This window comes from Streptomyces sp. NBC_00466 (assembly GCF_041433995.1).
Classification (GTDB): domain Bacteria; phylum Actinomycetota; class Actinomycetes; order Streptomycetales; family Streptomycetaceae; genus Streptomyces.
In genome coordinates this window covers 6,858,826-6,880,375 of sequence record NZ_CP107896.1, presented here as the reverse complement: position 1 = coordinate 6,880,375, position 21,550 = coordinate 6,858,826, and the positions used below count along the sequence as shown (strand labels likewise).

Sequence of the window (21,550 nt, the reverse complement as noted above, 5' to 3'; positions counted from 1 at the left end):
GAGCGCACCTGCCGGGCGGAACGGCGGGGCTATGACAGCACGACGCGCCGGGAGGGGTCAGACGGGGCGCTCGTGCCCCTCCCAGTACGGTTCGCGCAACCGCCTCTTGTAGAGCTTGCCGTTGGGGTCGCGGGGCATCGTCTCGATGAAGTCGACGCTCTTGGGGCGCTTGTACCCGGCGAGCCGGGACTCGCAGTGGGCGAGGATCTCCGCGGCGAGCGCGTCGCCGGGCTCGGCGCCCTCGGCCGGTTCGATGACGGCCTTGACCTCTTCGCCCCAGTCGGTGTGCGGGATGCCGAAGGCGGCGGCGTCGGCGACGGCGGGGTGGGTGAGCAGCGCGGACTCGATCTCGGCCGGGTAGATGTTGACCCCGCCGGAGATGATCATGTCGATCTTGCGGTCGCGGAGGAAGAGGTAGCCGTCCTCGTCGAGCAGGCCCAGGTCGCCGACGGTGAAGAAGTCGCCGATGCGGTTCTTCGCCGTCTTGGCCTCGTCCTTGTGGTAGCTGAAGCCGCCGGTGGACATCTTCATGTAGACCGTGCCGAGTTCGCCGGGCGGCAGCCGGTTGCCGTCGTCGTCGTGGATGGCGAGTTCGCTGATGGGCCAGGCCTTGCCGACGGTGCCCGGCTTCTTCAGCCAGTCCTCGGCCGTGGCGAAGGCCCCGCCGCCCTCGCTGGCCGCGTAGTACTCCTCGACGCAGTGGCCCCACCACTCGATCATCGCCCGCTTGACGTGGTCGGGGCAGGGCGCGGCACCGTGGATGGCGTGGCGCATCGACGTCACGTCGTACCGCTCCTTGACCTCGTCGGGCAGGGCGAGGAGGCGGTGGAACTGGGTCGGGACCATGTGTGTGTGCGTGCATCCGTGCGCGTCGATGCTGCGCAGCATCTCCTCGGGCGTCCACTTGTCCATCAGGACCAGGGGGTGGCCGATGTGCAGAGCCGCGCCGGCGAACTGGAGCACGGCGGTGTGGTAGAGCGGCGAGCAGACGAGATGGACGTTGCCGTCGAAGGGCCTGATCCCGAAGATCCCGAGGAACCCGCCGAGGTAGGTCTCCTCCGGCAGCTTGCCGGGCAGCGGGCGGCGGATGCCACGAGGCCGCCCAGTGGTGCCCGAGGTGTAGTTCATCACCCAGCCGAGGGTGCGGTCCGCCGGTACGGATCCCGGCTGCCCGCCGGGGAGTTCGCCGTAGGGACGGAAGCCCGGTATGGCGCCGACCGCGTACCGGTGGGTGGCGGGGAGCCCTGCCTCGTCCGCCGCCGCCGTCGCCGCTTCGGCGAACCGCTCATGGGCGATGAGGACCTTGGCCCCGGAGTCGGAGACGATCCAGGCGACCTCGGGCCCGACGAAGTGATGGTTGACCGGGACCAGATAGAGACCGGCCTGCGATGCGGCCAGATACGCGATGAGGAACTCGACGCTGTTCGGCAGGACGACCGCGAAGGCGTCCCCGCGCTCCAGGCCGGCGGCCCGCAGTCCGTGCACCAGCTGGTTGACGGCCGTGTGCAGCCGTTCGGCGGTCCACTCCTCGCCGTCGGGTGCGATCACGACCGTGCGGCCGGGGTCGGCGGTGGCCTGGGCCCAGAAGCCGTTGGGGGTGCCGCTGTCCGTCGCTGCCATCAGTGACTCCGTCCTGCGATGCGGTTGATCCGGTCGACGGCCCGCTCGAAGCCGCGGGTCAGCTCGTCGAAGACCTCCTGGACACCGCGTTCGGAGTTCATCCGGCCGACGATCTGGCCCACCGGGGTGCCGAGCAGCGGGGCGACCTCGTACTTCTGGATCCGGGAGACCGCGTCGGCGACGAGCAGGCCCTGGAGGGGCATGGGAAGCGTGCCGGGTCCCGCGGGGTCGTCCCAGGCGTCGGTCCATTCGGTACGGAGCTGACGGGCGGGTTTGCCGGTGAGCGCGCGGGAACGCACGGTGTCGCCGGAGCCCGCCTCGATGAGCTTCCGGGTGAGGGCGCGGGAGTGCATCTCGGCCTCGGTGGTGGTGAGCCAGAGCGAGCCGAGCCAGACGCCCTGGGCGCCGAGCGCGATACCGGCGGCGATCTGCTCCCCGCTGCCGATCCCGCCGGCGGCCAGCACCGGCAGCGGGGACACGGCGTCGACCACGTCGGGGGTGAGCACCATGGAGGCGATGTCCCCGGTGTGGCCGCCCGCCTCGTACCCCTGGGCGACGACGATGTCGATGCCGGCCTCGGCGTGGCGCCGGGCGTGCTTGGCGCTGCCGGCCAGTGCCGCGACCAGGACACCGTGGCGGTGGGCGCGTTCGATGACATCGGCGGGCGGGGAGCCGAGGGCGTTGGCGAGCAGTTTGATCGGATAGTCGAAGGCGACGTCGAGCTGGTTGCGGGCGACCTGTTCCATCCACCCGGTGATCCGCCAGCCGGAGGGCTCGCCCTCGGGCCACTCGGGAACCCCGTGTTTGGCGAGGGTCTCGGTCACGAACCGGCGGTGCCCCTCCGGGATCATCGCCTCGACCTCGGCCTCCGTCACCCCCTCCACCTTTTTCGCGGGCATGACGACGTCGAGGCCGTACGGCAGTCCGTCGGTGTGCTCCTGCATCCAGTCGAGATCACGCGCCAGTTCGTCGGGGGCGGTGTAGCGAACCGCTCCGAGTACCCCGAATCCGCCGGCCCGGGTGATGGCGGCGGCCACGGCGGGAAAGGGCGTGAAGCCGAAGATTGCGTGCTCGATCCCCAGTTTCTTGCTCAGCTCCGTCTCCATGGGGCGCAGGATGCCCCAGCGGAGCGGCCGAGGGAAGAGATTTTCTGATGCTGTGTCAGATTCTTTGGGGCGCCGGGGACACGCGGCGCGAGGGTTGACACCCCCGTACCGATGGCAGAAAGTTTCCGCAGTCGATCGAGGCCCGAAAGATACTTTCAGGGAGTGAGTGCTGGGATGAGCGGCAACGCAGCGGGCGGGGACATCAGCAGGCGCCGGCTGGGCGGCGGAATCCTGGCCCTGGGAGGGGCACTCGCCCTGGCCTCGCTCCCGTTGGGACCGGCCGCCGCGGCCGCGGGACCGGTCACGGGTCCGTCCGGACACGGCGCGGAACCAGCCGCTCCAGGCTCTGCCTCCGCCTCCGGCTCCGGCTCCGGGCGTACGACGCTCCGGCGCGGCACCGCCGAGCAGGCCGGTCTGCTGCCGGGCCAACTGCGCCAACTGGTCAGCGACGCCAGGGCGTTCCTCGGTCCCTCCCCCACCCACCCGTGGTACGCGGGCGCCGTTCTGCTCGCCGGGCGCGGCGGCACGGTGGCACTGCACGAGCCGATCGGACACGCGGTGCGCTACTCGGCGTACGACGAGAAGTCCGACACCGGCGTCGAGTTCCCCGCGGACCAGCAGATCGCGGCGGACCGGGACACCCTCTACGACCTGGCATCCGTCTCCAAACTGTTCACGTCCCTCGTGGCGGTGCAGCAGATCGAACGGGGCGCGCTGGAGCTGACCGCGAAGGTCGCCTCGTACCTGCCCGAGTTCGGCGCGGCCGGCAAGGCGGACATGACGGTACGCCAGCTCCTCACGCACACCTCCGGGTTCCGCGCCACGCTGGCGCTGTACAAGGAGCCGACGCGGGAGGGGAGACTGCGGATGCTGTGGAACGAGGCGCCGATCAACGCCCCTGGCACCGCGTATCTCTACTCCGACCTCAACCTCATCTCGATGCAGCTGGTCCTGGAGCGGATCACCGGGCGCACACTCGACGTGCTGGTCCGTGAGGGGATCACCGCGCCGCTCGGGATGGACCGCACGCGCTACAACCCGCCCGCCGCCTGGAAGCCGGAGATCGCGGCCACCGAGGACGCCAGGCCGCCCTGGTCGGGCCTCGACCGCGGGCTGGTCTGGGGTGAGGTGCACGACGAGAACGCCTACAGTTTCGGCGGGGTCGCCGGTCACGCCGGAGTCTTCTCCTGCGCCTGGGACCTGGCGGTCCTGGCCCGCACCCTGCTGAACGGCGGCGCGTACGGGCACGCCCGCATCCTGCGGCCCGACTCCGTCGATCTGCTGTTCACCGACTTCAACACCGCGTTCCCCGGGGACAACCACGGCCTGGGCTTCGAGCTCTACCAGCACTGGTACATGGGCGCGATGGCCACTCCGCGCACCGCGGGCCACACCGGGTTCACCGGCACCAGCCTGGTGCTCGACCCGTCGTCCGACTCCTTCCTGATCATGCTGGGCAACTCGGTCCACCCGGTGCGCAACTGGCGTACGGGGAGTGCGCCCCGGGTCCAGGCCGGCAACAACCTGGCGCGGGCGGTGCCGGTGCGGCCCGCGCACGGGCGTACGGCCTGGTTCTCCGGCATGGCGAGTTCGGCGACGGCCACCCTGACCCTGCCCGCCGTCGTCCCGGTGTCCGGACGGACGCGCCTCGGTGCCTGGTTGTGGTGGGACAGCGAGCCGCACGCCGACTTCCTGTTCCTGGAGGCGTCGGCAGACTCGGGCGCGGCCTGGCAGCCGGTGCCCTTCTCCACCACAGCCGGGGGCCAGGGACCCGAGGCTCATCCGGCAGGCTCGGTGGACGGCTGGTCCGGGCGCGTCTGGCACCGGCTGAACGCGGATCTGACAGCGTGGCGCGGCAGGAAAGTGCGGCTGCGCTGGCGTTACACGACCGATCAGCTGTACGTGGGCCGCGGGGCGTACGTCACCGGCATCACGGTCGCGGACGGCCGCCGTACGGTCTTCGACGAGACCCGGGCCACCGACGCGGCCCGGATCGAGGCGACCGGCTGGGTGCGTTCCGCGGACTGACCGGGCAGTGACGCACGGTCAGGAGTGTTGCTGGGCAGGGCCGACCGGTGACGCACGGTCAGGAGGTTGCTGGGCAGAACCGGTTCACCCGGCCACGGTGACCGCACAGAATTACCACAGAGATCCATGTCACATACGGGGATTCCCGCCTCCCCGCAACTGACCTGACGTCCTGGGCGTGATATCGGTTCGTAGATCAAATACTTACGCGCAGCACACCTGCTCACGCGTAGTTCATGTACTCACGATTCCAGGGGCCCCACACTCATGACCACACAGCTGAACCGACTCCCCCGCCGGATGGCAGCCCTCTTCGCCATCACCGCGCTCAGCCTCGGCGCCGCCGCCTGTTCGTCGTCGTCCGACGACAAGGCATCGGGGGATTCCTCATCGGCCACCTCGTCCGAGAGCGCCACATCGGGCAAGGCAGCGGCCGGTTCGGACAGCTCCAGCAGCTCGGCCTCCGGCAATTCGAGCGACACCTCCGCCAACAGCGGTTCGAATGCGAGCTCCTCCACCGGCGGCGGGAACGGAGCGGCCGCGGGCAGCTCCTCGGGATCGCGCTGCCACACCGACGATCTGAAGGCGGCCTTCGCCACCGGCGGCGACGCCGTTCCGGACATGAAGGGCGACAACCAGACGCAGGCATCGGTGGCGCTCACCAACATCAGCAAGCGCAGCTGCACGCTGAACGGCTTCCCCGGCGTCGACATGGTCGGCGACCAGGCGTCCGACGGCACCTGGTCGCTGGCGCGCTCCTCGAAGCCGACGACCACCATCTCGCTGTCGCCCGGAGACACCACCGACTTCAGCATCACGCTCGGCGCGACCACGGAGAAGGGGGCGGGCGCCTTCGTGCCCGGTCTGGTGCGGATCACGCCGCCCAACGAGAAGACCCAGTTCGCGCTGAAGTGGCCGTTCGGCGGCGCTGTCACCAAGCAGGACGGCGCCACCCACCCGGCGACGTACGTCAACCCGATCGGGTCCTGACACCCGGGCCTGACACCCGGGCCCCGATTTCCGAGTCCTGTCCGGCCCTTCACGGTCCACGCGATCGCCGGAGGTTGTGCGCGATCTTCGCGGGCCGGACAGGGCCCCGCTCTTCTTGATGCCCCGGGCCCGCACGGCCCCGGCCCCGCACGGCGGCTCAGAGGCCCGGCGCGCTCCGCTGCTGCCGGCGCGCGGCGACCTGGCGGTACAGCTCGGCGGCCTCGTCACCGCGGCCCAACTGCTCCAGGCAGTGCGCCTCGTCGTTACGGCTGGCCAGCGCGTCCGGGTGGTCGAGGCCGAGCACCCGCTCCCGGGCCCCGGCGACCGCCCGGTAGACGGTGAGCGCCTCCGCCCAGTGGCCCAGCCAGCCCAGCCCGACAGCGATTTCGCGGCGGCTGACCAGACTGTCCGGGTGGTCGCCGCCCAGTGCCTGTTCGCGCAGTGCGCAGACCTCGCGTGCCTCGGCGAGCGCCTCGTCCCACCGGCCGAGACGCCCGAGGTTCACCCCCAGGCCGTGGCGGGCCCGCAGGGTCTCCGGGTCGGCCGGCCCCTGGACCCGGGTGCGGTCGCCGACCAGCGCGACGAACCGTTCGAGCGCCTCCGCGCTGTGGCCCAGCCGGCCCAGGCTGATGGCCACCTCGTAACGGGTGGCGAGGGTGTCGGGATGATCGGCGCCCAGCGCCTGTTCGCGGGCGCTGGCCACCTCGCGGTAGATCTCCAGCGCCTCCGGCCAGCGCCCCAACTGACCCAGCGCGTAGGCGACTTCGTACCGGGTCACCAGGGTGTCCGGATGTGCAGCGCCGAGCACGGCGGCACGTGCGTCGGCGACCTCGCACGCCATCCGGTGCGAGTCCTCCAGCCGCCCGAGCCTGCTCAGGTTGAAGGCGAGGTTGTGCCGGCAGCGCAGCGTGTCCGGGTGGTCAGGACCGACAGTGCGCTCCCGGGCCGCGAGCACCGACGCGTACACCTGGTGCGCCTCGAAGTGCCGGCCGAGCTGCCCCAGTACGTACGCCGTCTCCTGCCGGGCGGCGAGGGTCTCGGGGTGGTCGGCGCCCAGGGCCCGCTCCCGGCCGTCGGCGACCCGGGTGAACTCCCGCAGTGCGTCGCCCGCCCGTCCGGTGCGGCTCAGCGTGAAGCCCACCTCGTAACGGCTGGCCAGGGTGTCCGGATGGCCGGGGCCGAGGACGTACTCACGCTCGGCCGCCACCGCCCGGTGCACCTCCCCCGCCTCCGCCCAGCGGCCCAGCCTGCTCAGACTCAGCCCGGCGTTGTGCCGGCTCGCGAGCGCGTCCACCAGGCCGGGCGGCGGGGTCGGCCGCTGCCCGGTGGACACCACGGGGACCGCGGCGGCTCCGCGCGGGGGCCCGGCGGTCGTCCACTCGCCGGTGAGCGCCGTCGCCCGGTCGGTCGGGGTGGAGGTGACCGTCCAGGTCCCGGTTGCCTTGTGGCCGGTGGTCATGGACCGGGTCCAGGGCGGCAGCGGCGGCAGCCGCGGGGGCAGTTGGACCGCGGGACCCATGACAGCGGGCGCGGCCAGCCCGGCCGCCGGTGTCTCCGGGCCGAGCAGCAGGCCGAACTCCCTGGCGTCCGCGGGGCGCTCGTCCGGGGTCTTGGCGAGCAGGTCGAGAACGGCCCGGTCGAGGAACTCCGGCAGTTCGGACCGGTGGCTGCGCGGCGGTTCCGGCACGGTGTCCCGGTGGCCGACGAGCACCGCCCAGGCGTCGTCGAGGTCGAACGGCGGTGCGCCGGTGGCGATTTCGTACAGCACGCAGCCCAGCGAGTAGAGATCGCTGCGGTGGTCGACCTCACCGCCGCCGATCTGCTCGGGGGACATGTAGTGCGGGGTGCCCATGGCGATGCCGGTACCGGTGAGCCGGGAGGTGAAGCCGATGTCGTGGCCCAGGCGTGCGATGCCGAAGTCGCAGATCTTCACCGTGCCGTCGGTGAGCCGCATGATGTTGGCGGGCTTCAGGTCCCGGTGGACGATGCCCTGTTCATGCGTGTACGCGAGGGCGGAGGCGACCTGCCGGGCGATGTCGACGATGTCGGGTACCAGCAGCGGCCGCTGCCCGTTCGCGGCGAGGAGCTGGCTGAGGTTCTTGCCGTCGAGCAGCTCCATGACGAGGTACAGCACGCCTTCGTACTCGCCGAAGTCATGGACGACGGTGACCCCCCGGTGCTGCAGCGAGGCCGCGACCCGCGCCTCGCGGCGGAAGCGCTCGCGCAGCACCCGGGTGAAGGACTGGTCGTGCTGGGGCCCCATCGGCTTGAGGCATTTGACGGCGACATGGCGGCCCAGTGACTCGTCACGCGCCCGCCACACCTCGCCCATGCCCCCGCGCCCGATCGGTTCGAGCAGCCGGTACCGGCCGTGGATCAGCCTGGTGTCCGCCATCTCGTGCTGTCGCCCCCGTCGCCTCGCTGCACCGTCCCCGGCCCGTCCAGTATGGCGTCCGGTGTCCGGAGTTTGTACGGTGCCGGACGGCTGCCCGGGCCCAAGCGCGCCATTGCCCTCAGAATATGGCCAGGTGGCAGCTGCCAGCGCAGCCGGTCGGGGATGCAGCGCAGGGCGTTGCCGGTGGCGGTGAGCCGTCGGTCCACGGTCTCAGGGCCGGGTGCCGGTCTCCCGTAGAGCTCATGGGCGTACGGAGGCAGTGCGGCGTACGCGAGAGCAGCCACCTGCCGCCAGAGCGCCGCGCGCGCCGGAGCGAGAACGGCGGGAACGGGGGGCTTGCGCAGGAACGCGTCGACCTCACGGGACTCCGCGGTGGCGGCGAGTTCAGGGCGTACGGACTCGAAGTACGCGGCGAGTGCGGCCCGGTCCGCGGGCACCTCCGCCGGGTCGAGCCCGACCAGCCGGGCGCTCTCGCGGTTCTCGTCGATGTAGCGGTCGGCCTGCGCGTCGCTGACGGGGACACCGGAGCGGCGCAGGACGCTGAGGTACGAGTCGATCTCGGCGCAGTGCACCCAGAGCAGCAGCGCCGGCTCTCCGACGCCGTACCGCTCGCCGGTCGCGGGGTCGGTGGCGCCGAGAAAACTGTGGATCCGGCGGACCCGGGCGCCCGCCTGCTCGGCGGCCTCGGTCGTGCCGTAGGTGATGGTGCCGACGAAGCTCGCGGTGCGCAGCAGCCGCCCCCAGGCGTCCCGGCGGAAGTCCGAGTTCTGGATGACGCCGCGGACCGCGCGGGGGTGCAGCGCCTGGAGGTAGAGGGCGCGGACACCGGCGATCCACATGACCGGGTCCGCGTGTGCCTGCCAGGTCACCGATCCGGGGCCGAAGAGGCCGGGGTCCGGTCGGTCCGCCGTACGCGGTCTGTCGCTCATGCCGCTCCGCCGCCGCTCGTTGTCCTGCCGGCAGCTCGCTGGTTGCTACCGACCGGCCGTCTCCGTTCCCGGACCGGTTCCGGGCCGGACCTCCCGGGTCACATGTCCCCCACGTACGGGATGCCCCGGTTCGCAGCGCGCCACTCCGTGCTGAGCGTGCGGGTTCCCTCCCGAACGAACGCCGCGGGAGAGCGATGCGCTCCCCTCGCTGCTCGGGCCCGGCCGGGAGGGTCCGGTCAGCAGCGAAGCGATCCGGAAGAAATGGCCTAGGCCTCTACGGAGGAGCCCTGCGCCCCGGGCCACTGAGTGGCCGGTGTCATTCCGTTGGCCCCATGAGACACCGAGGAGCCCTGCGCCTCGGGCCACTGAGTTGCCACGGTCTTGCTGATGGTCCCAGGAGACTCAGCCGCCGCCTGCCAGGCCAGGCCGAGCACCGACAACGCAAGCACTGCTGAAACAGCAGTAGCGGTCAGCTTCTTCTTACCGTTGTTCATAGGTTCCCCTCAGCGCCTCAACCAGCTGGCAGAATCCGTCAGTTGGCAACTCTCCGCTGGTCAGGCGGTCGGTTGTGCGATGATCCGTCAGATCAGCATGGCACGCACATGCGACTTGTGGCCTGGACGTTCAGCTCAGCGGCCGGATCGCCCTGTCACCCACCTTCTGCCCACTCCGCCGGAGACGCGTCGAGCAGCTCGGCCAGGCGGGCCCGGTCCGGCAGGGGGCCGTGGTCTCCGGTCACCCGCAGTGCGGCGCCCGCCGTCAGATGCCCCAGCCGCAGCGCCCGTACGGGTTCTTCGCCGCGCAGCAGCCCGGCGAGGAACCCGGCAGCGAACGCGTCGCCGGCGCCCACCGGTTCGATGACTTCGACCCGGGGCGCGGGCACCGTGTGAACCCGGGGGCCGTCGAAGGCGGTGGCGGCCCGGGCACCGTCCTTGACGACGAGGACGGGCGGCTGTGGCAGCAACTCCCGTACGGCGAAGGCGTCGGCCAGTCCGTCCCCCCACAGTGCCTGCGCCTCGTCGAGGCCCACGAACGTGATGTCCGCCCTTCGGGCGAGCCCGAGCAGCACGGTGGGAGCCGCACCGTCCGCCCACAGAGCGGCCCGGTGGTTGACGTCGAAGCTCACGGGGCACGGGCGTTCAGCGATGCCGGGCCGGAGCAGCGCCAGGACCAGGTCCCGGCAGCCCGCCGAGAGCGCCGGGGTGATGCCGCTGAGGTGGATGAGGCCTGCGGAGCGCACGGTGTCGTCGTCCAGGAGGTCCGGGGTCAGGGCCGAGGCGGCGGAGCCGCGGCGGTAGTAGTGGACCCGGGTGCCCTCGGTGCCGGGGTCCTTGACGAGGAGTCCGGTCGGGCGGTGCGGGTCGGTGCGTACGCCGCTGATGTCGACACCGGCCGCGGCCACCTCGGCGCGGATCCGGTGTCCGAACGGGTCGTCACCGAGCGCGGAGACCCAACGGCTGGGCACCCCGTGGTCGGCGAGGTACATCGCCACGTTGGACTCGGCGCCCGCGATCCGGATCCCGAGCAGACCGGCGCCGTCCAGCGGTGCGGCGGGTTCGGGGATCAGCGCGGCCATGGTCTCACCGATACAGGTCACCGGCCGCCGGCCGGTTCCGTGGGAGCTGCGCATCGACGTCACTCGGCTCTCCCGGGGTGGTAGGCACGCGTGGGCAGGCCCCGGACGCCGACCCGGGTGGCGAAGACCGCACCGTCCAGCGGTCCGGGTGCGGCGAGACCGTGCCGCGCGCTGGTGACGTACAGGCTGTCCCCGTCGAGGCACAGCCCGGCGGGCTGCGTCGCCGGAATGCGGATCTGCCGGTCCAAGGTGCCGTCGGCGCGGTAGCGGTGGACGGTGCCGGTGCCCCAGACCGCAGTCCACAGGGCGTCTTCGGCGTCCACCGTCATACCGTCGGGGCTGCCGCGGTCGAAGACGGCGAAAGTGTCCGGCGTACCCGGCAGTCCGGTGTCCGGATCGACCGGGTACCGGCGGATGATGCCCTTGGCGCTGTCGGCGAGGTACATCACGGTGCCGTCCGCGGAGAATGCCGGGCCGTTGGGAACGGTGAGGCCGTCCAGCACCCGGATCACCGTGCCGTCGTGGTCGACACGGTAGAGGGAGCCCGCGCCGTCCTCGGCGTCGCAGGCCATGCTGCCCGCCCAGAACCTGCCGTACGGATCGGCGGTCGCGTCGTTCATCCGCATGGCCGTGGCGGCCCCGTCCTCGGGGCGCGCGAGCCACTCGGTCCGCCCGTGCGCGGTGATCAGACAGATACCGGTTCCGGCGGCCGCGATCCAGGTTCCGGGGCGTGCGTGTACGGGGGCGACCGCGCCCAGGGGCACGGACAGCCGGGCGAGTTGCGTCAGCGGAGCTGAGCGGTCCGTGGGTCCGGCCAGCAACCGCCCGGTGAGGATGTCGACGAGGACGATGCCGCCGTCGACCGCGCGTATTCCTTCACCGAGCCCGAGCCGGTCCTGCCAGCAGACGGCCGGGGTGCCGGCGGTCATCGGACGGTGTCCGCGGGGGCGGCGGCGCGTACGGCGTCGCGGAAGGCGCGCGCCCGCTCGCGGAGTGCTTCGGTGCTGCCGCCGTCGGCCGCGTCGCCGATCAGCGGCGAGCCGACACCCACGGCGGTGGCCCCGTGCGCGAGATAGCTCCCGGCCGCGTCGGCGTCCACCCCTCCGACCGGCACGAACGGCGCGTCCGGGAACGGGCCCCGCAGTGCCCTCAGATATCCGGGGCCACCGGCCTGCGCAGCGGGAAAGATCTTGAACGCGTCCGCACCGAGCCGCCGGGCGGCGGCGATGTCGGTGGGGGTCATCACCCCTGCCAGGACCGGCAGCCCGAGGCGCCCGGCCTCGGTGACGGCCTCGCAGACGGCAGGGGTGACGACGAAGCCGGCTCCCGCGGCCCGCACCGCGTGTGCGTCCTCGGCGGTGAGCACGGTGCCCGCACCGAGCAGCGCACCGGGACCCAGCGCGGCACGGGCCCGGCGGATGACGTCGAGTGCGCCCTTGCCGCTGAGAGAGACCTCGATGAGCGGGAGGTGCTCCTCCGCCAGGGTCAGTACGGTTCTGAGCGCGGCGTCCGCGTCGGCGCCGCGCACGATGGCGACGATCCGGTGGGTGTGCAGCGCGGTCAGCAGATCCACGGGTGAGTTCCCCTCCTGTCGGTGTCTTCCGGCGCCGTGCCGGATTCGGATTCCGGCTCCGTCTGTGGCGCTGGTTGTCTCCACGGCTCCGGTGGCTGCGCAGCCAGGGTGAGACGCCAGCGGACCTCGCCGCTGCGCGGAACGCACGCGGCGTCCCCGTCCCGCGCGGCCGCCAGGTCGAACACCCGGCCGAGCATGGGCTCGACGCCCACGGACCGGTACGGCTCCCGCTCGGGGAAGCCGCCGAGGTTGCGCCACACCGCCACGGACACCGGCTGGCCTTCGGCCTCGACGGTCATGCGCAACGTGGCCGCGCCGTCGCGGACGTACACCTGCGGGGTGTCGACGACGGCGCCGACCGCCGTCCCGTCGTCCGGCCCGAGACGGTCGAGCCCTGCCGTCCGCCCCGGCTGCGACGGCCAGGAGCAAGGGGTCCACCGGGCGCCGCTGTCGGGATAGAAGCGGGTCGGCGTGCCGTCCCTGATCCCGATGTGCGCCTCCTCCGAGAGATCGAACAGCGCGTGCGCGGCCCACAGGAAGCGGTAGCCCGGCTCGGCCGTGAGCCGGTAGTCGGCCACCGCGCGGTCCCCGTCGCTGCGAATCCGGCGGCTGAGCCGGAAGTCCGGGCAGTCGACGGACTCGGTGCCGCCGGCCCGCTGCCAGGGCCGGGTCCAGGCATCGCCGTGATCGGGTGTGCCGCGTACGGTCGGTACGCATTCCTCCAGGCCACCGGCGTCGGCGAAGGCGTCGCCCGGGATGGCACCGGGGCGGCGGGGCTCGTCACGGTGCCAGAGCCATTCGCGGCCGGCCGCCCGCAGCGACGTCCACCTCCCGCCGCCGGCCGGGTCGGTCTCGATTCTGATGGTGGGCATCGTGCTCACCACTCGGCGAAGGCGCCGTCGTCGTACCGCCACACCGGATTGCGCCAGGCGTGCCCGGACCGGTCGGCCGCGCGTACGGCGCTCTCCTCCACCGTGACACCGAGCCCCGGCAGGGCCGTGCGCCGCGCCCGTCCGCCGACGAAGCGGAAGGGTTCGGTGTCCACGACGTACGAGAGCAGGTCGGCGTCCTTGTTGTAGTGGATGCCCCGGCTCTGCTCCTGGATGAGGAAGTTCGGGGTGGCGAAGGCGATCTGGAGACTGGCGGCGAGTGCGATCGGGCCGAGGGGGCAGTGCGGGGCGAGTTGTGCGCCGTAGGTCTCGGCGAGCGAGGCGATGCGGTGGACCTCGGAGATGCCTCCGGCGTGCGAGGGGTCCGGCTGGGCGACCGCGATGCCGGCCGTGAGGGCGGGCAGGAAGTCGGCCCGCCCGTACAGCCGTTCGCCGGTGGCGATGGGTACGGAGGTGGCGCCGACGAGGGCGGGCAGCAGGTGCCCCTGTTCGGGAAGGAGCGGTTCCTCCACGAACAGCGGGTGCAGCGGCTCGATGGCGTGCAGGACCCGGCGGGCGCCGGCCGGTCCGAATCTGCCGTGCATGTCGATGGCCACATCACGGCCGGGACCGAGGACCGCGCGGGCGGCGCTCACCCGGTCGACGACGGCGGCGGTCTCCGCGGGGGTGGCGAGGGGTGTGGTGCGGCCCGCCGCGTTCATCTTGACGGCGGTGAAGCCGGCCTCGACCTGGGCGGTGATCTCCTCGGTGAGCTGGGCGGGTTCGTCGCCGCCGACCCAGGCGTAGACCCGCACCTCGTCGCGGACCGGACCGCCGAGCAACGCGTGCACGGGGGCGCCGTAGGCCTTGCCCGCAATGTCCCACAGGGCCTGGTCGATACCGGCGACGGCGCTGGAGAGGATCGGGCCGCCCCGGTAGAAGCCGCCCTTGCTGAGCACCTGCCAGTGGTCCTGGATGCGCAGCGGGTCCTTGCCGGTCAGGTATTCGGCGAGGACATCGACGGCGGCGCGTACGACCTCGGCCCGGCCCTCGACGACGGGCTCCCCCCAGCCGACGATGCCCTCGTCGGTCTCGATCCGGCAGAACAGCCAGCGTGGCGGTACGAGGAAGGTCTCGATACGAGTGATCTTCACCGGTTCGCGGTCCCCTCGTCGGTGGCCGGCCGGGTGCCGTGGGCCCGGTCGAGGTCCCGTACGGCCTGGTCGAGCAGGTCCCGCATGGCCCGTTCGGCGGCAGCCGGGTCCTGGTCGCGTACGGCGTCGAGCACAGCCCGGTGGCTGGGTACGGGGTCCTCGCCGTGCGGCGAGCTGTGCACGATCTCGTCGCGGTGCGCGAGGCCCGACTCGATGACCATCTCCATGCGTTCGAGCAATTCGTTGTGGGTGGCCGCGAGGAGCGCGCGGTGGAAGGCAAGGTCCGCCTCGACCGCGTGGGCCGCGCCGCCCGCCTGCTCACCCATCGCGGCGAGGGCCGCTTCGAGTGCGTCCAGGTCGGCATCGGTGCGTCGGGCGGCGGCCAGCCGGACAGCGGCCGGCTCGATGATGCCGCGCACCTCACCGAGGTTGTGCAGCAGTGCCAGGTCGGTGCCGGAGCCGGTGCCACCCGCGAACTGCCAGCGCAGCACGTCCGCGTCGAGGAGGTTCCAGTCGGCGCGGGCTCTGACGAAGGTGCCGCGTTTCTGACGCGCGTCGACCATCCCCTTCGCGGCGAGGACCTTCAGGGACTCCCGCAAGGCGGTCAGGCTGACGTCCAACTCGGCCTGCAGCGCCACGAGATCGAGGGTCGCTCCTTCGGGGATCTCGCCGCTCAGCACCCGGCGCGCGAGAGTCTCCACGGTCTGGCCGTGCACTCCGCGGCGCGCGTATGGCGTCATGTCTGTGTGCCTTCCTGGTGTGCGATTGACGATGAATACGGAGACGGTCAGGTCCTGTGCGACGGGTACGGAGACGGTCAGGCCGATGCCTTGACGACGGACCAGCCGCCGTCCACCAGCAGGCTCGATCCCGTGATGTAGGAGGCCTCGTCGGCGGCGAGAAACGCGATCGCCGCCGCGGCCTCCCCGGGGGTGCCGAAGCGCTTGGCGGCAGTCTCGGCGACGCTCTGCCTCCGGTCCTCCTCCGGGACCCGGTCCCATGCCCCGGTGAGGATGGGGCCGGGCAGGACGGCGTTGACTCGCACCTCGGGTCCGTACTCCACGGCCAGTTGTCCGCACAGAGAGAGCAGGGCGCCCTTGGACGCCGCGTACGCGGGATGCCCGGGGATGCCCTTGTGGGCGTGGACCGAGGAGGTGAGCACCACGGCGCCGCGGCGTTCACGCAGGTCGGGAAGGACCGCGCGGAAGCCGAGGAACGCTCCGGTGAGGTTCACCGCGAGCTGGCGCTCCCACGAGGTGACGGTCATCTCGTGCGCGGGGGTGACGTCGACCGTGAAGGCGTTGCTCACCAGGACGTCGACGGCGCCGAACGTGTGCGCCGCGGAGACGATCCGCCCCCAGTCGCCCTCGTCCGCGACGTCCGTGCGGACGAAGAGGGCCCGGCTACCCGCCGCCCGGATGCCCCCGGCGACACGCTCGCCCGCGTCCTCGGCGATGTCGGCGAGGATCACCGCGGCGCCTTCGGCGGCGAGCCGTTCGGCGGTGGCCGCGCCGATGCCCGACGCGGCTCCGGTGACCACTGCCACCTTGTCGGCGAAGCGGGTGTTTCCGTTCATGGGTCTGTCGGCTCCTCGGGTGGTGAAGCTGTCGGCGATTCCGCACGCGCGCCCACGGAACGAGGGTCCGGCTTCCTGACTCAGGCGGCCGGGCCCTCGTTCGGCTGGTACAGAGTGACGGGGCGAGCGAGCCACCGTCAAGATTAATTACTAATTTATATGCTGGCTTGACCGGGCCAGTCCTTTGCCCCGCAGCTCTCGGCCGGGCGGGTCACGAGAGACCGATCCGGCTCATGGGTATCGGCTGGTAGCCCGGGAGTTGGGCGGCGATCAGGTCGTCGTTGCCCAGGGTCGGCTTCCCGTCCACGACTGTCACGACGCCGGGGTCGGCAGTGAGCGTCAGATTGCGGTCGACCGTTCCGTACGTGCGCGCGGACGGGGCGATGTCCAGCGCGGCGACACCGCAGAGCGCGTTGTACTCGACGACGTCGTACTTCGGGTAGGCCGGCTGGTCGTCGGCGATGTTCACGAGGTGCGGATAGCGCGAGCGCCACGGCTCCTTCTGGTAGGGAACGGCGGCCAGCAGGTCGTACATCCCCCACGCGCCGCCGGGTGCCACGTCCCCCGCCGCCCAGTTGAGTCCCCGCTCGTCGAGCGTCACCGAATGGACGGACGACAGGATGATGTTGTTGCTGATGTCATTGTCCCGGCCCCCGCCGATCTGGAAGGCGGTGTCGACCTTGTAGAAGATGTTGCCGAACGCCGTCGTTCCGCAGAAGCAGTCGTCGAGGTAGATGCCCGAGGCGAAGAGGGATCCGCCGCTGCCCACGATGTCGTGCAGGAAGTTGTAGCGGATGACCGTGCCGCGTCCGGTCCACTCCCGTCCCGCGTAGATGGCGCCGGCGTCGTTGGTCTCCTTCACCACATCGTTGATCTCGTTGTACTCGATCACGTGGTCGTTGCCCCGGAAGACGATGGCGACGTGCGGCGCATCGTAGATGTGGTTGTTGGCGACGTGGTTCCCGACACCGGCGAGTTCGACCGCGGGGCTGTACGTCAGCTGGAGGCGGCTGTAGTCGTGGATCTCGTTGCCGACCGCCCGGTTGCGCGCCGGCGTGAGAGTGGCCCGGTCGCCGCCGGCGAGGGCGATGCCACCCTGGCCGGTGGCCTGGATGTGGCAGCCGCGGACCTCGTTCCCCGATCCGCCGTGCGGGCCGGCCGAGACGCTTGAGTCGCCGATCGTGACCGCGCGACCACCCAGGAGCCGCAGGGTGCAGTCCGCGACCGTGTTGGACGTGCCGTCGGTGATGACGATGCCGTCGCCGCGCGACCCCTCGAACACGAGGTCCGAGAACGTGACGTGCGAGCAGCCGTTGAGGACGGCCATCGGGTCGGCGAGCAGCGACAGTTGCACCGACGCGCCGGACAGGTCGCCCGGCGGGTACAGATACAGCTTCCCGGTGGCCCGGTCGAGGTACCACTCGCCCGGCGAGTCGAGCTCCTCCAGCACGTTGTAGTAGTAGTAACGTCGGCCCGCCCCGACGGTGTACATGCTGGCGGTCCTGGTGGAGATGGTCTGCGCCGCCGGGTCGATCGCCTTGATCTGAAGGTTGCCGTCGGCCCACTCGTAGAACCAGTAGCCCTGCATCCACACGTCGCTGGTGTCGGCCCAGGTCGACGGCCGGGGGTCGGCGTACGTGAACGTAGCTCCCTTGGCGAATTCGGCGGCCATCTTGTCGGGGTCGCCGAGGACACTGCGGGGGTTCCCGCCCGGGTCGATGACCTGACCGACGGCGAGGAACTCAGTGTTCGGGTAACGGGCGAGGGTCATCGCCTCGCTGTTGAAGAACAGTTCGGGCGGGGTGACCGCGCGCGGCAGGCCGTATCCGGTCTGGACGATCTGGCCGTAGTCGGTGATCCCGAGCGCCTTCAGGTCGAACTCGCGGACGGTGTCGCGCGACCCGGCCGGGAGGCGGTCCCGTATCGCCTGGTCACCGACCGGCCCGAAACCGGTAGCCGGCAGGTCCACGCCACCGACGAGCCGGACCTGTTCGCCGTGGTAGGCGGCGTAGGTGACCGGGCGGCCCGGCGCCCCGGAGTCCTGCGCTTCGAGGGTGAAGCTCCGCGTCCGCCGGTACGTGCCGCCCCGGAGGAAGACGGTCACCGGTTGAGCGGCACGGCCCGGCGCGGACCGCCGCCAGGTGCGGATCACGTCGCGCGCCTTCTCCAGCGTCGCGAACGGCGCGGCCTTCGTGCCCCGGTTCGAGTCCTTCCCGTTCGTTGCCACGAAGAAGGTCTTCTGCTCCTCGGCCCGGTCCCGCCGGTCACCGGTACCGGCATAGGCCGGCCCGGCGATGAGGGCTGCCGACGCACCGGCCCCGACGGCCCCGGCGGCCTTGAAGAGATCACGTCGCGAGAATCTGGACATGTAGTGCCCTTTCGTAGGTACCTACTGGAACCGGGCCCTCGGTCCGGGGCGAACAGCGCCTCCGGCCGAGCCTTCGTTGCGGGATGCTCCGGCTATCGATAATCGCTGAGCGATAAGTAGTGGGTCGGCAGTGGCGAGTGTCAAGGGATCCTTCAAATCCCGCCGCAAGAAACCGAGTTCACGCGCCCCGCAGGTTGCGAACCAGTAACGCTGCCGTTGCCGACCCTTGACCGCCGGCCGACAGGTCCCCGATGGTGAGGTCGCTATCGATAAGCGATAAGCGATTAGCGATCGATGGAGGGTTCGATGGTTTCGGGTTCTCGCCGGCATCTGGTCAAGCTGGGTGCCATCGCCGTATCCGCCGCACTGCTCACGGGCTGCTCGACCGGCACGGACTCCGCAGGCGGCGACAGGAACATCCGCATGCTGGTCAACATCACTCCGGTGCTGACCAAGCAGTTCTACAAGGACCTGGTGGCGGGGTACGTCGCCGGTCACCCCGGGGTGAAGGTCACGATCGAGGCGCCCACCGGCAGGGGCATCGAGGACACGCTGAAGCAGCAACTGGCCGCGGGCAGCCCGCCCGACGTCCTCGCCGGCGGGCAGAACACGGCTCTCGCCGCGCAGATGGCGCCGCTGCCCGACGCACAGTGGGTGAAGGACGCACCGTTCGCGGAGGCGTCCAAGCTCGACGGCAAGGTGTGGATGGCCGGTACCGGCGTCCAGCTCCAGTCGCTGGTCTTCTACAACAAGGCCGCCTTCGCCAAGGCCGGTGTCACCGGGACGCCCAAGACCTTCGACGAGTTCACCGCCGCGCTGCGCAAGCTGAAGGGCGCCGGATACACGCCGATGCAGACCGGCGGTGAGTGGACCACCGGCGCGCAGGCCCTGATGATGGCCAACCCGAACGTGATGAACACCGAGCCGCAGTGGTACGCGAATCGGAACAAGGGCTCCGTGACCTTCGCCGGCAGCAACTACGCCAAGTATCTGGACGTCTACCAGTCCTGGATCAAGGACGGCCTGGTTCCCAAGGACGCCAACGGCATCAAGTACCAGGACATGATCAACAACTTCACAGCCGGCAAGTCGGCGACGATGGTGATGGGCAACTGGCTGACGGCCTCGCTCGCCGCAGCGAAGCCGGGCTTCGACACGGGCGTGTTCCCGGTCCCCACGTTCGACGGCTCCACGCCGCCGCAGGCCGCCAACCCGGCCATGCCGTACTCGGTGCTCAAGAGCTCCAGGCACGCGGACGCGGCAATAGACCTGGTGAAGTACCTGGTCAGCGACAAGAAGGCGATCACGAAGGCGCTGAGCGCGGAGGGCAACTTCCGTACCGGATACAGCTACAAGGCCACCCCGCTGACCAACGACATCGCGAAGCTCCTCGACAAGGCCGGCGGCAAGACCGTCGCGATCGGCCCGGGACTGGGCGACAACTCATCCCCTGCGGGCTTCCCCGATGAGTTCAACACCCAGGTCCAGAGCATGTATCTGGGAACGACAGCCGATCAGGTGGCGCGGGCCATGGACAAGTGGTGGGCCGCGAATGCGCCCAAGTAACGTGACGCTCACCGCTCCTGGACCACCGGACAACCCGCCGGTCCAAGAGCGCCCCCGTCGCACTCACCACACTCCCCCGCGCCCGCTGCGCGTACGCGCCGCCCGCAGCCTGCCCAGCATCCTCATGGTCGGCCCCGCACTGGCTGCGGTCGTGGCCTTCATCCTCATCCCCGTCGTGGTCGCCGGACGGCTCAGCCTCACCGACTGGGACGGCTTCTCCGACAGTTACAAGTCCCTCGGCCTGGACAACTACGTTCAGCTGTTCCACGACCCGGGCGTGGCGAACGCGGCGTACGTCACGCTCGTGATCGCGGTGGTCGGCACTCTGGCCTGCAATGTCCTCGGCCTGGGCCTCGCGGTCATACTCAACGGCGAGGGGCGCGCCAAAGCGGTACTGCGGGGCCTGTTCTTCTACCCGCATGTGCTCGGCGCGGTCATCATCGGCTTCCTGTGGTCGGCCATACTCAGCAGCGAAGGAGCGGTAAACACCCTCCTCACCGCGGCACACCACTCCAAGATCCCGTTCCTGTCCGATCCGCAGTGGGCGCTCGCAGCGGTCGTCTTCGTGGTGGTCTGGTCGACGTTCGGCGTGAACGTGGTTCTCTACCTCGCCGGGCTGCAGACGATCCCGGAGTCGCTCCTGGAAGCGGCGCGTATCGACGGCGCCTCACGCTGGCAGACGTTCCGCCAGGTCGTGCTGCCGATGCTGGCACCCACCGTGACGATCAACGTGGTCCTCGTACTCGTCCAACTGCTGCGGGTCTACGACCTGGTGCTGGCGATGACCGACGGGGGTCCGGCCGGCCACACGCAGACGTACGCGTACCTGGTGCTTTCGGAGTCGTTCCTGAACGGGAAGATCGGCTACGCCGCGGCCCAGAGCATCGTCCTCATGATCGTCATCACGGTGCTCGCCGTCGTGATCGTGGCGCTGCGCCAGCGCAGCGAGAAGGCGGTGGAACAGTGAACCGCACTGCGGGCAGCCGCGTCGGCTCGGTCATGCTGGGCCTCTTCGCCCTGGTCATGCTGGCGCCGCTCTACCTCGTGATCGTCAACGCGTTCAAACCCGAGTCGGCGATCCGCCAACGGCCGTTCTCCGCCGCCCCGGGGGTGCTGTCCACGGACTATCTCCGAGCGGCACTGTCGTCACCGGACTACAACATCGTCAAGTCGTTCGGTGTGACGGTGATGTTCGTGGTCCTGGTCAACGTGCTGTCCCTGGCACTGGCCGGTCCGGCCGCCTACGTCATCGCGCGGGGTACCCGCCGGTGGCACAAGGGGATGCTGCTGGTGTTCCTGGCCGGGCTGTTCATCCCCGGGCAGGTCCTGGTCATCCCGGTGATCTACGTACTGCGCTTCACGGGCCTGATGGGCACGATCCCCGGATTCGTCCTGTACGAGGCGACACTGACCCTGCCGCTGTCGATGTTCCTGTTCGTGGGCTACATCAAGTCCATCCCCCGGGAGCTCGACGAGGCGGCGCAGATCGACGGCGCGGGCCGGCTGCGCACCTTCTGGCAAGTGATCTTCCCGCTGATGCGGCCGGTCGTGGTCACCGCGATCGTCCTGCACACCATCGGGGTCTGGACGGACTTCGTGAACCCGCAGATCGTACTGGGCCCGACATCGGGCCTGTATACCGTGATGACCGGGGTGTACTCCGCGATCGGCCTCCACACCACCGACCTGTCCGTGGTCTATCCGACGCTGCTGCTGGCGATCGCACCGGTGCTGGTCTTCTTCGTGATCATGCAGCGCAAGATCGTCGGTGGCCTCACCGCCGGCGCGACGAAGGGGTGA

17 protein-coding genes are annotated in these 21,550 nt (G+C 70.8%); 5 read left to right on the top strand and 12 right to left on the bottom strand.

The features are described from left to right. Nucleotides 1-57: 57 nt before the first annotated feature. Nucleotides 58-1,620 carry an acyl-CoA synthetase gene (locus OG210_RS30885; RefSeq protein ID WP_328323575.1) on the bottom strand — a complete coding sequence of 521 codons (1,563 nt, stop codon included), beginning with the start codon at nucleotides 1,618-1,620 and terminating at the stop codon, nucleotides 58-60. Continuing rightward, complete coding sequence (locus tag OG210_RS30880) at nucleotides 1,620-2,726, bottom strand: nitronate monooxygenase family protein (protein WP_328323577.1); 1,107 nt, start codon at nucleotides 2,724-2,726, stop codon at nucleotides 1,620-1,622. The genes OG210_RS30885 and OG210_RS30880 overlap by 1 nt, the downstream gene beginning before the upstream one ends. A gap of 174 nt (nucleotides 2,727-2,900) precedes the next feature. On the opposite strand from OG210_RS30880, the gene OG210_RS30875 reads away from it, so the two are divergent. Beyond that, on the top strand, nucleotides 2,901-4,754 hold the full coding sequence (locus tag OG210_RS30875; RefSeq protein ID WP_328323579.1) for a serine hydrolase: 1,854 nt from the start codon (nucleotides 2,901-2,903) through the stop codon (nucleotides 4,752-4,754). A gap of 267 nt (nucleotides 4,755-5,021) precedes the next feature. Further along, a complete protein-coding gene (locus OG210_RS30870) occupies nucleotides 5,022-5,744 on the top strand; it encodes a DUF4232 domain-containing protein (protein WP_328323581.1) in 723 nt (240 codons plus the stop codon). Between the two features lie 157 nt (nucleotides 5,745-5,901). Here the strand turns inward: OG210_RS30870 and OG210_RS30865 are convergent, their stop codons facing one another. From OG210_RS30865 to OG210_RS30820, 10 genes are all read right to left on the bottom strand, one after another. Then, on the bottom strand, nucleotides 5,902-8,139 hold the full coding sequence (locus OG210_RS30865; protein ID WP_371539818.1) for a tetratricopeptide repeat protein: 2,238 nt from the start codon (nucleotides 8,137-8,139) through the stop codon (nucleotides 5,902-5,904). Then, nucleotides 8,121-9,068: an oxygenase MpaB family protein gene (locus OG210_RS30860; protein WP_328323585.1), complete on the bottom strand. Its 948-nt coding sequence runs from the start codon at nucleotides 9,066-9,068 to the stop codon at nucleotides 8,121-8,123. The genes OG210_RS30865 and OG210_RS30860 overlap by 19 nt, the downstream gene beginning before the upstream one ends. A gap of 649 nt (nucleotides 9,069-9,717) precedes the next feature. After that, the gene (locus tag OG210_RS30855) at nucleotides 9,718-10,698 is read right to left on the bottom strand and encodes a sugar kinase (protein WP_371539815.1); all 981 of its coding nucleotides are present in this window, start codon (nucleotides 10,696-10,698) and stop codon (nucleotides 9,718-9,720) included. 5 nt (nucleotides 10,699-10,703) lie between these two features. Continuing rightward, complete coding sequence (locus tag OG210_RS30850; RefSeq protein ID WP_328323588.1) at nucleotides 10,704-11,573, bottom strand: SMP-30/gluconolactonase/LRE family protein; 870 nt, start codon at nucleotides 11,571-11,573, stop codon at nucleotides 10,704-10,706. Further along, nucleotides 11,570-12,217, bottom strand: a complete 648-nt coding sequence (locus OG210_RS30845; RefSeq protein WP_371539811.1) for a bifunctional 4-hydroxy-2-oxoglutarate aldolase/2-dehydro-3-deoxy-phosphogluconate aldolase — start codon at nucleotides 12,215-12,217, stop codon at nucleotides 11,570-11,572. Before OG210_RS30845 ends, OG210_RS30850 begins: the two co-directional genes overlap by 4 nt. Beyond that, complete coding sequence (locus OG210_RS30840) at nucleotides 12,205-13,089, bottom strand: hypothetical protein (RefSeq protein WP_328323592.1); 885 nt, start codon at nucleotides 13,087-13,089, stop codon at nucleotides 12,205-12,207. Before OG210_RS30840 ends, OG210_RS30845 begins: the two co-directional genes overlap by 13 nt. Nucleotides 13,090-13,094: 5 nt before the next feature. Continuing rightward, nucleotides 13,095-14,240 carry a galactonate dehydratase gene (gene dgoD / locus OG210_RS30835; protein ID WP_328323594.1) on the bottom strand — a complete coding sequence of 382 codons (1,146 nt, stop codon included), beginning with the start codon at nucleotides 14,238-14,240 and terminating at the stop codon, nucleotides 13,095-13,097. Continuing rightward, nucleotides 14,237-14,980 carry an FCD domain-containing protein gene (locus tag OG210_RS30830; protein ID WP_328323596.1) on the bottom strand — a complete coding sequence of 248 codons (744 nt, stop codon included), beginning with the start codon at nucleotides 14,978-14,980 and terminating at the stop codon, nucleotides 14,237-14,239. The genes dgoD and OG210_RS30830 overlap by 4 nt, the downstream gene beginning before the upstream one ends. Before the next feature lie 77 nt (nucleotides 14,981-15,057). Next, on the bottom strand, nucleotides 15,058-15,816 hold the full coding sequence (locus OG210_RS30825) for a glucose 1-dehydrogenase (protein WP_328323598.1): 759 nt from the start codon (nucleotides 15,814-15,816) through the stop codon (nucleotides 15,058-15,060). A gap of 211 nt (nucleotides 15,817-16,027) precedes the next feature. Then, nucleotides 16,028-18,184, bottom strand: coding sequence for a right-handed parallel beta-helix repeat-containing protein (locus OG210_RS30820; protein ID WP_371539807.1), 2,157 nt, complete (start codon nucleotides 18,182-18,184; stop codon nucleotides 16,028-16,030). A 306-nt stretch (nucleotides 18,185-18,490) separates the two neighbouring features. Here OG210_RS30820 and OG210_RS30815 point away from each other — a divergent pair, with 306 nt between their 5' ends. Genes OG210_RS30815 through OG210_RS30805 form a run of 3 tightly spaced genes read left to right on the top strand, consistent with a single transcriptional unit; the run spans nucleotide 18,491 to nucleotide 21,550 of the window. Beyond that, nucleotides 18,491-19,750 carry an ABC transporter substrate-binding protein gene (locus tag OG210_RS30815; RefSeq protein ID WP_328323602.1) on the top strand — a complete coding sequence of 420 codons (1,260 nt, stop codon included), beginning with the start codon at nucleotides 18,491-18,493 and terminating at the stop codon, nucleotides 19,748-19,750. Next, nucleotides 19,737-20,717: a carbohydrate ABC transporter permease gene (locus tag OG210_RS30810; RefSeq protein ID WP_371539804.1), complete on the top strand. Its 981-nt coding sequence runs from the start codon at nucleotides 19,737-19,739 to the stop codon at nucleotides 20,715-20,717. Before OG210_RS30815 ends, OG210_RS30810 begins: the two co-directional genes overlap by 14 nt. After that, complete coding sequence (locus OG210_RS30805) at nucleotides 20,714-21,550, top strand: carbohydrate ABC transporter permease (RefSeq protein WP_328323606.1); 837 nt, start codon at nucleotides 20,714-20,716, stop codon at nucleotides 21,548-21,550. Before OG210_RS30810 ends, OG210_RS30805 begins: the two co-directional genes overlap by 4 nt.

Coding starts and splice junctions, on each gene's coding strand:
- OG210_RS30885 (WP_328323575.1), bottom strand. CDS start 1,620: ATGGCAGCGACGGACAGCGGCACCCCCAACGGCTTCTGGGCCCAGGCC.
- OG210_RS30880 (WP_328323577.1), bottom strand. CDS start 2,726: ATGGAGACGGAGCTGAGCAAGAAACTGGGGATCGAGCACGCAATCTTC.
- OG210_RS30875 (WP_328323579.1), top strand. CDS start 2,901: ATGAGCGGCAACGCAGCGGGCGGGGACATCAGCAGGCGCCGGCTGGGC.
- OG210_RS30870 (WP_328323581.1), top strand. CDS start 5,022: ATGACCACACAGCTGAACCGACTCCCCCGCCGGATGGCAGCCCTCTTC.
- OG210_RS30865 (WP_371539818.1), bottom strand. CDS start 8,139: ATGGCGGACACCAGGCTGATCCACGGCCGGTACCGGCTGCTCGAACCG.
- OG210_RS30860 (WP_328323585.1), bottom strand. CDS start 9,068: ATGAGCGACAGACCGCGTACGGCGGACCGACCGGACCCCGGCCTCTTC.
- OG210_RS30855 (WP_371539815.1), bottom strand. CDS start 10,698: ATGCGCAGCTCCCACGGAACCGGCCGGCGGCCGGTGACCTGTATCGGT.
- OG210_RS30850 (WP_328323588.1), bottom strand. CDS start 11,573: ATGACCGCCGGCACCCCGGCCGTCTGCTGGCAGGACCGGCTCGGGCTC.
- OG210_RS30840 (WP_328323592.1), bottom strand. CDS start 13,089: ATGCCCACCATCAGAATCGAGACCGACCCGGCCGGCGGCGGGAGGTGG.
- OG210_RS30830 (WP_328323596.1), bottom strand. CDS start 14,980: ATGACGCCATACGCGCGCCGCGGAGTGCACGGCCAGACCGTGGAGACT.
- OG210_RS30825 (WP_328323598.1), bottom strand. CDS start 15,816: ATGAACGGAAACACCCGCTTCGCCGACAAGGTGGCAGTGGTCACCGGA.
- OG210_RS30820 (WP_371539807.1), bottom strand. CDS start 18,184: ATGTCCAGATTCTCGCGACGTGATCTCTTCAAGGCCGCCGGGGCCGTC.
- OG210_RS30815 (WP_328323602.1), top strand. CDS start 18,491: ATGGTTTCGGGTTCTCGCCGGCATCTGGTCAAGCTGGGTGCCATCGCC.
- OG210_RS30810 (WP_371539804.1), top strand. CDS start 19,737: ATGCGCCCAAGTAACGTGACGCTCACCGCTCCTGGACCACCGGACAAC.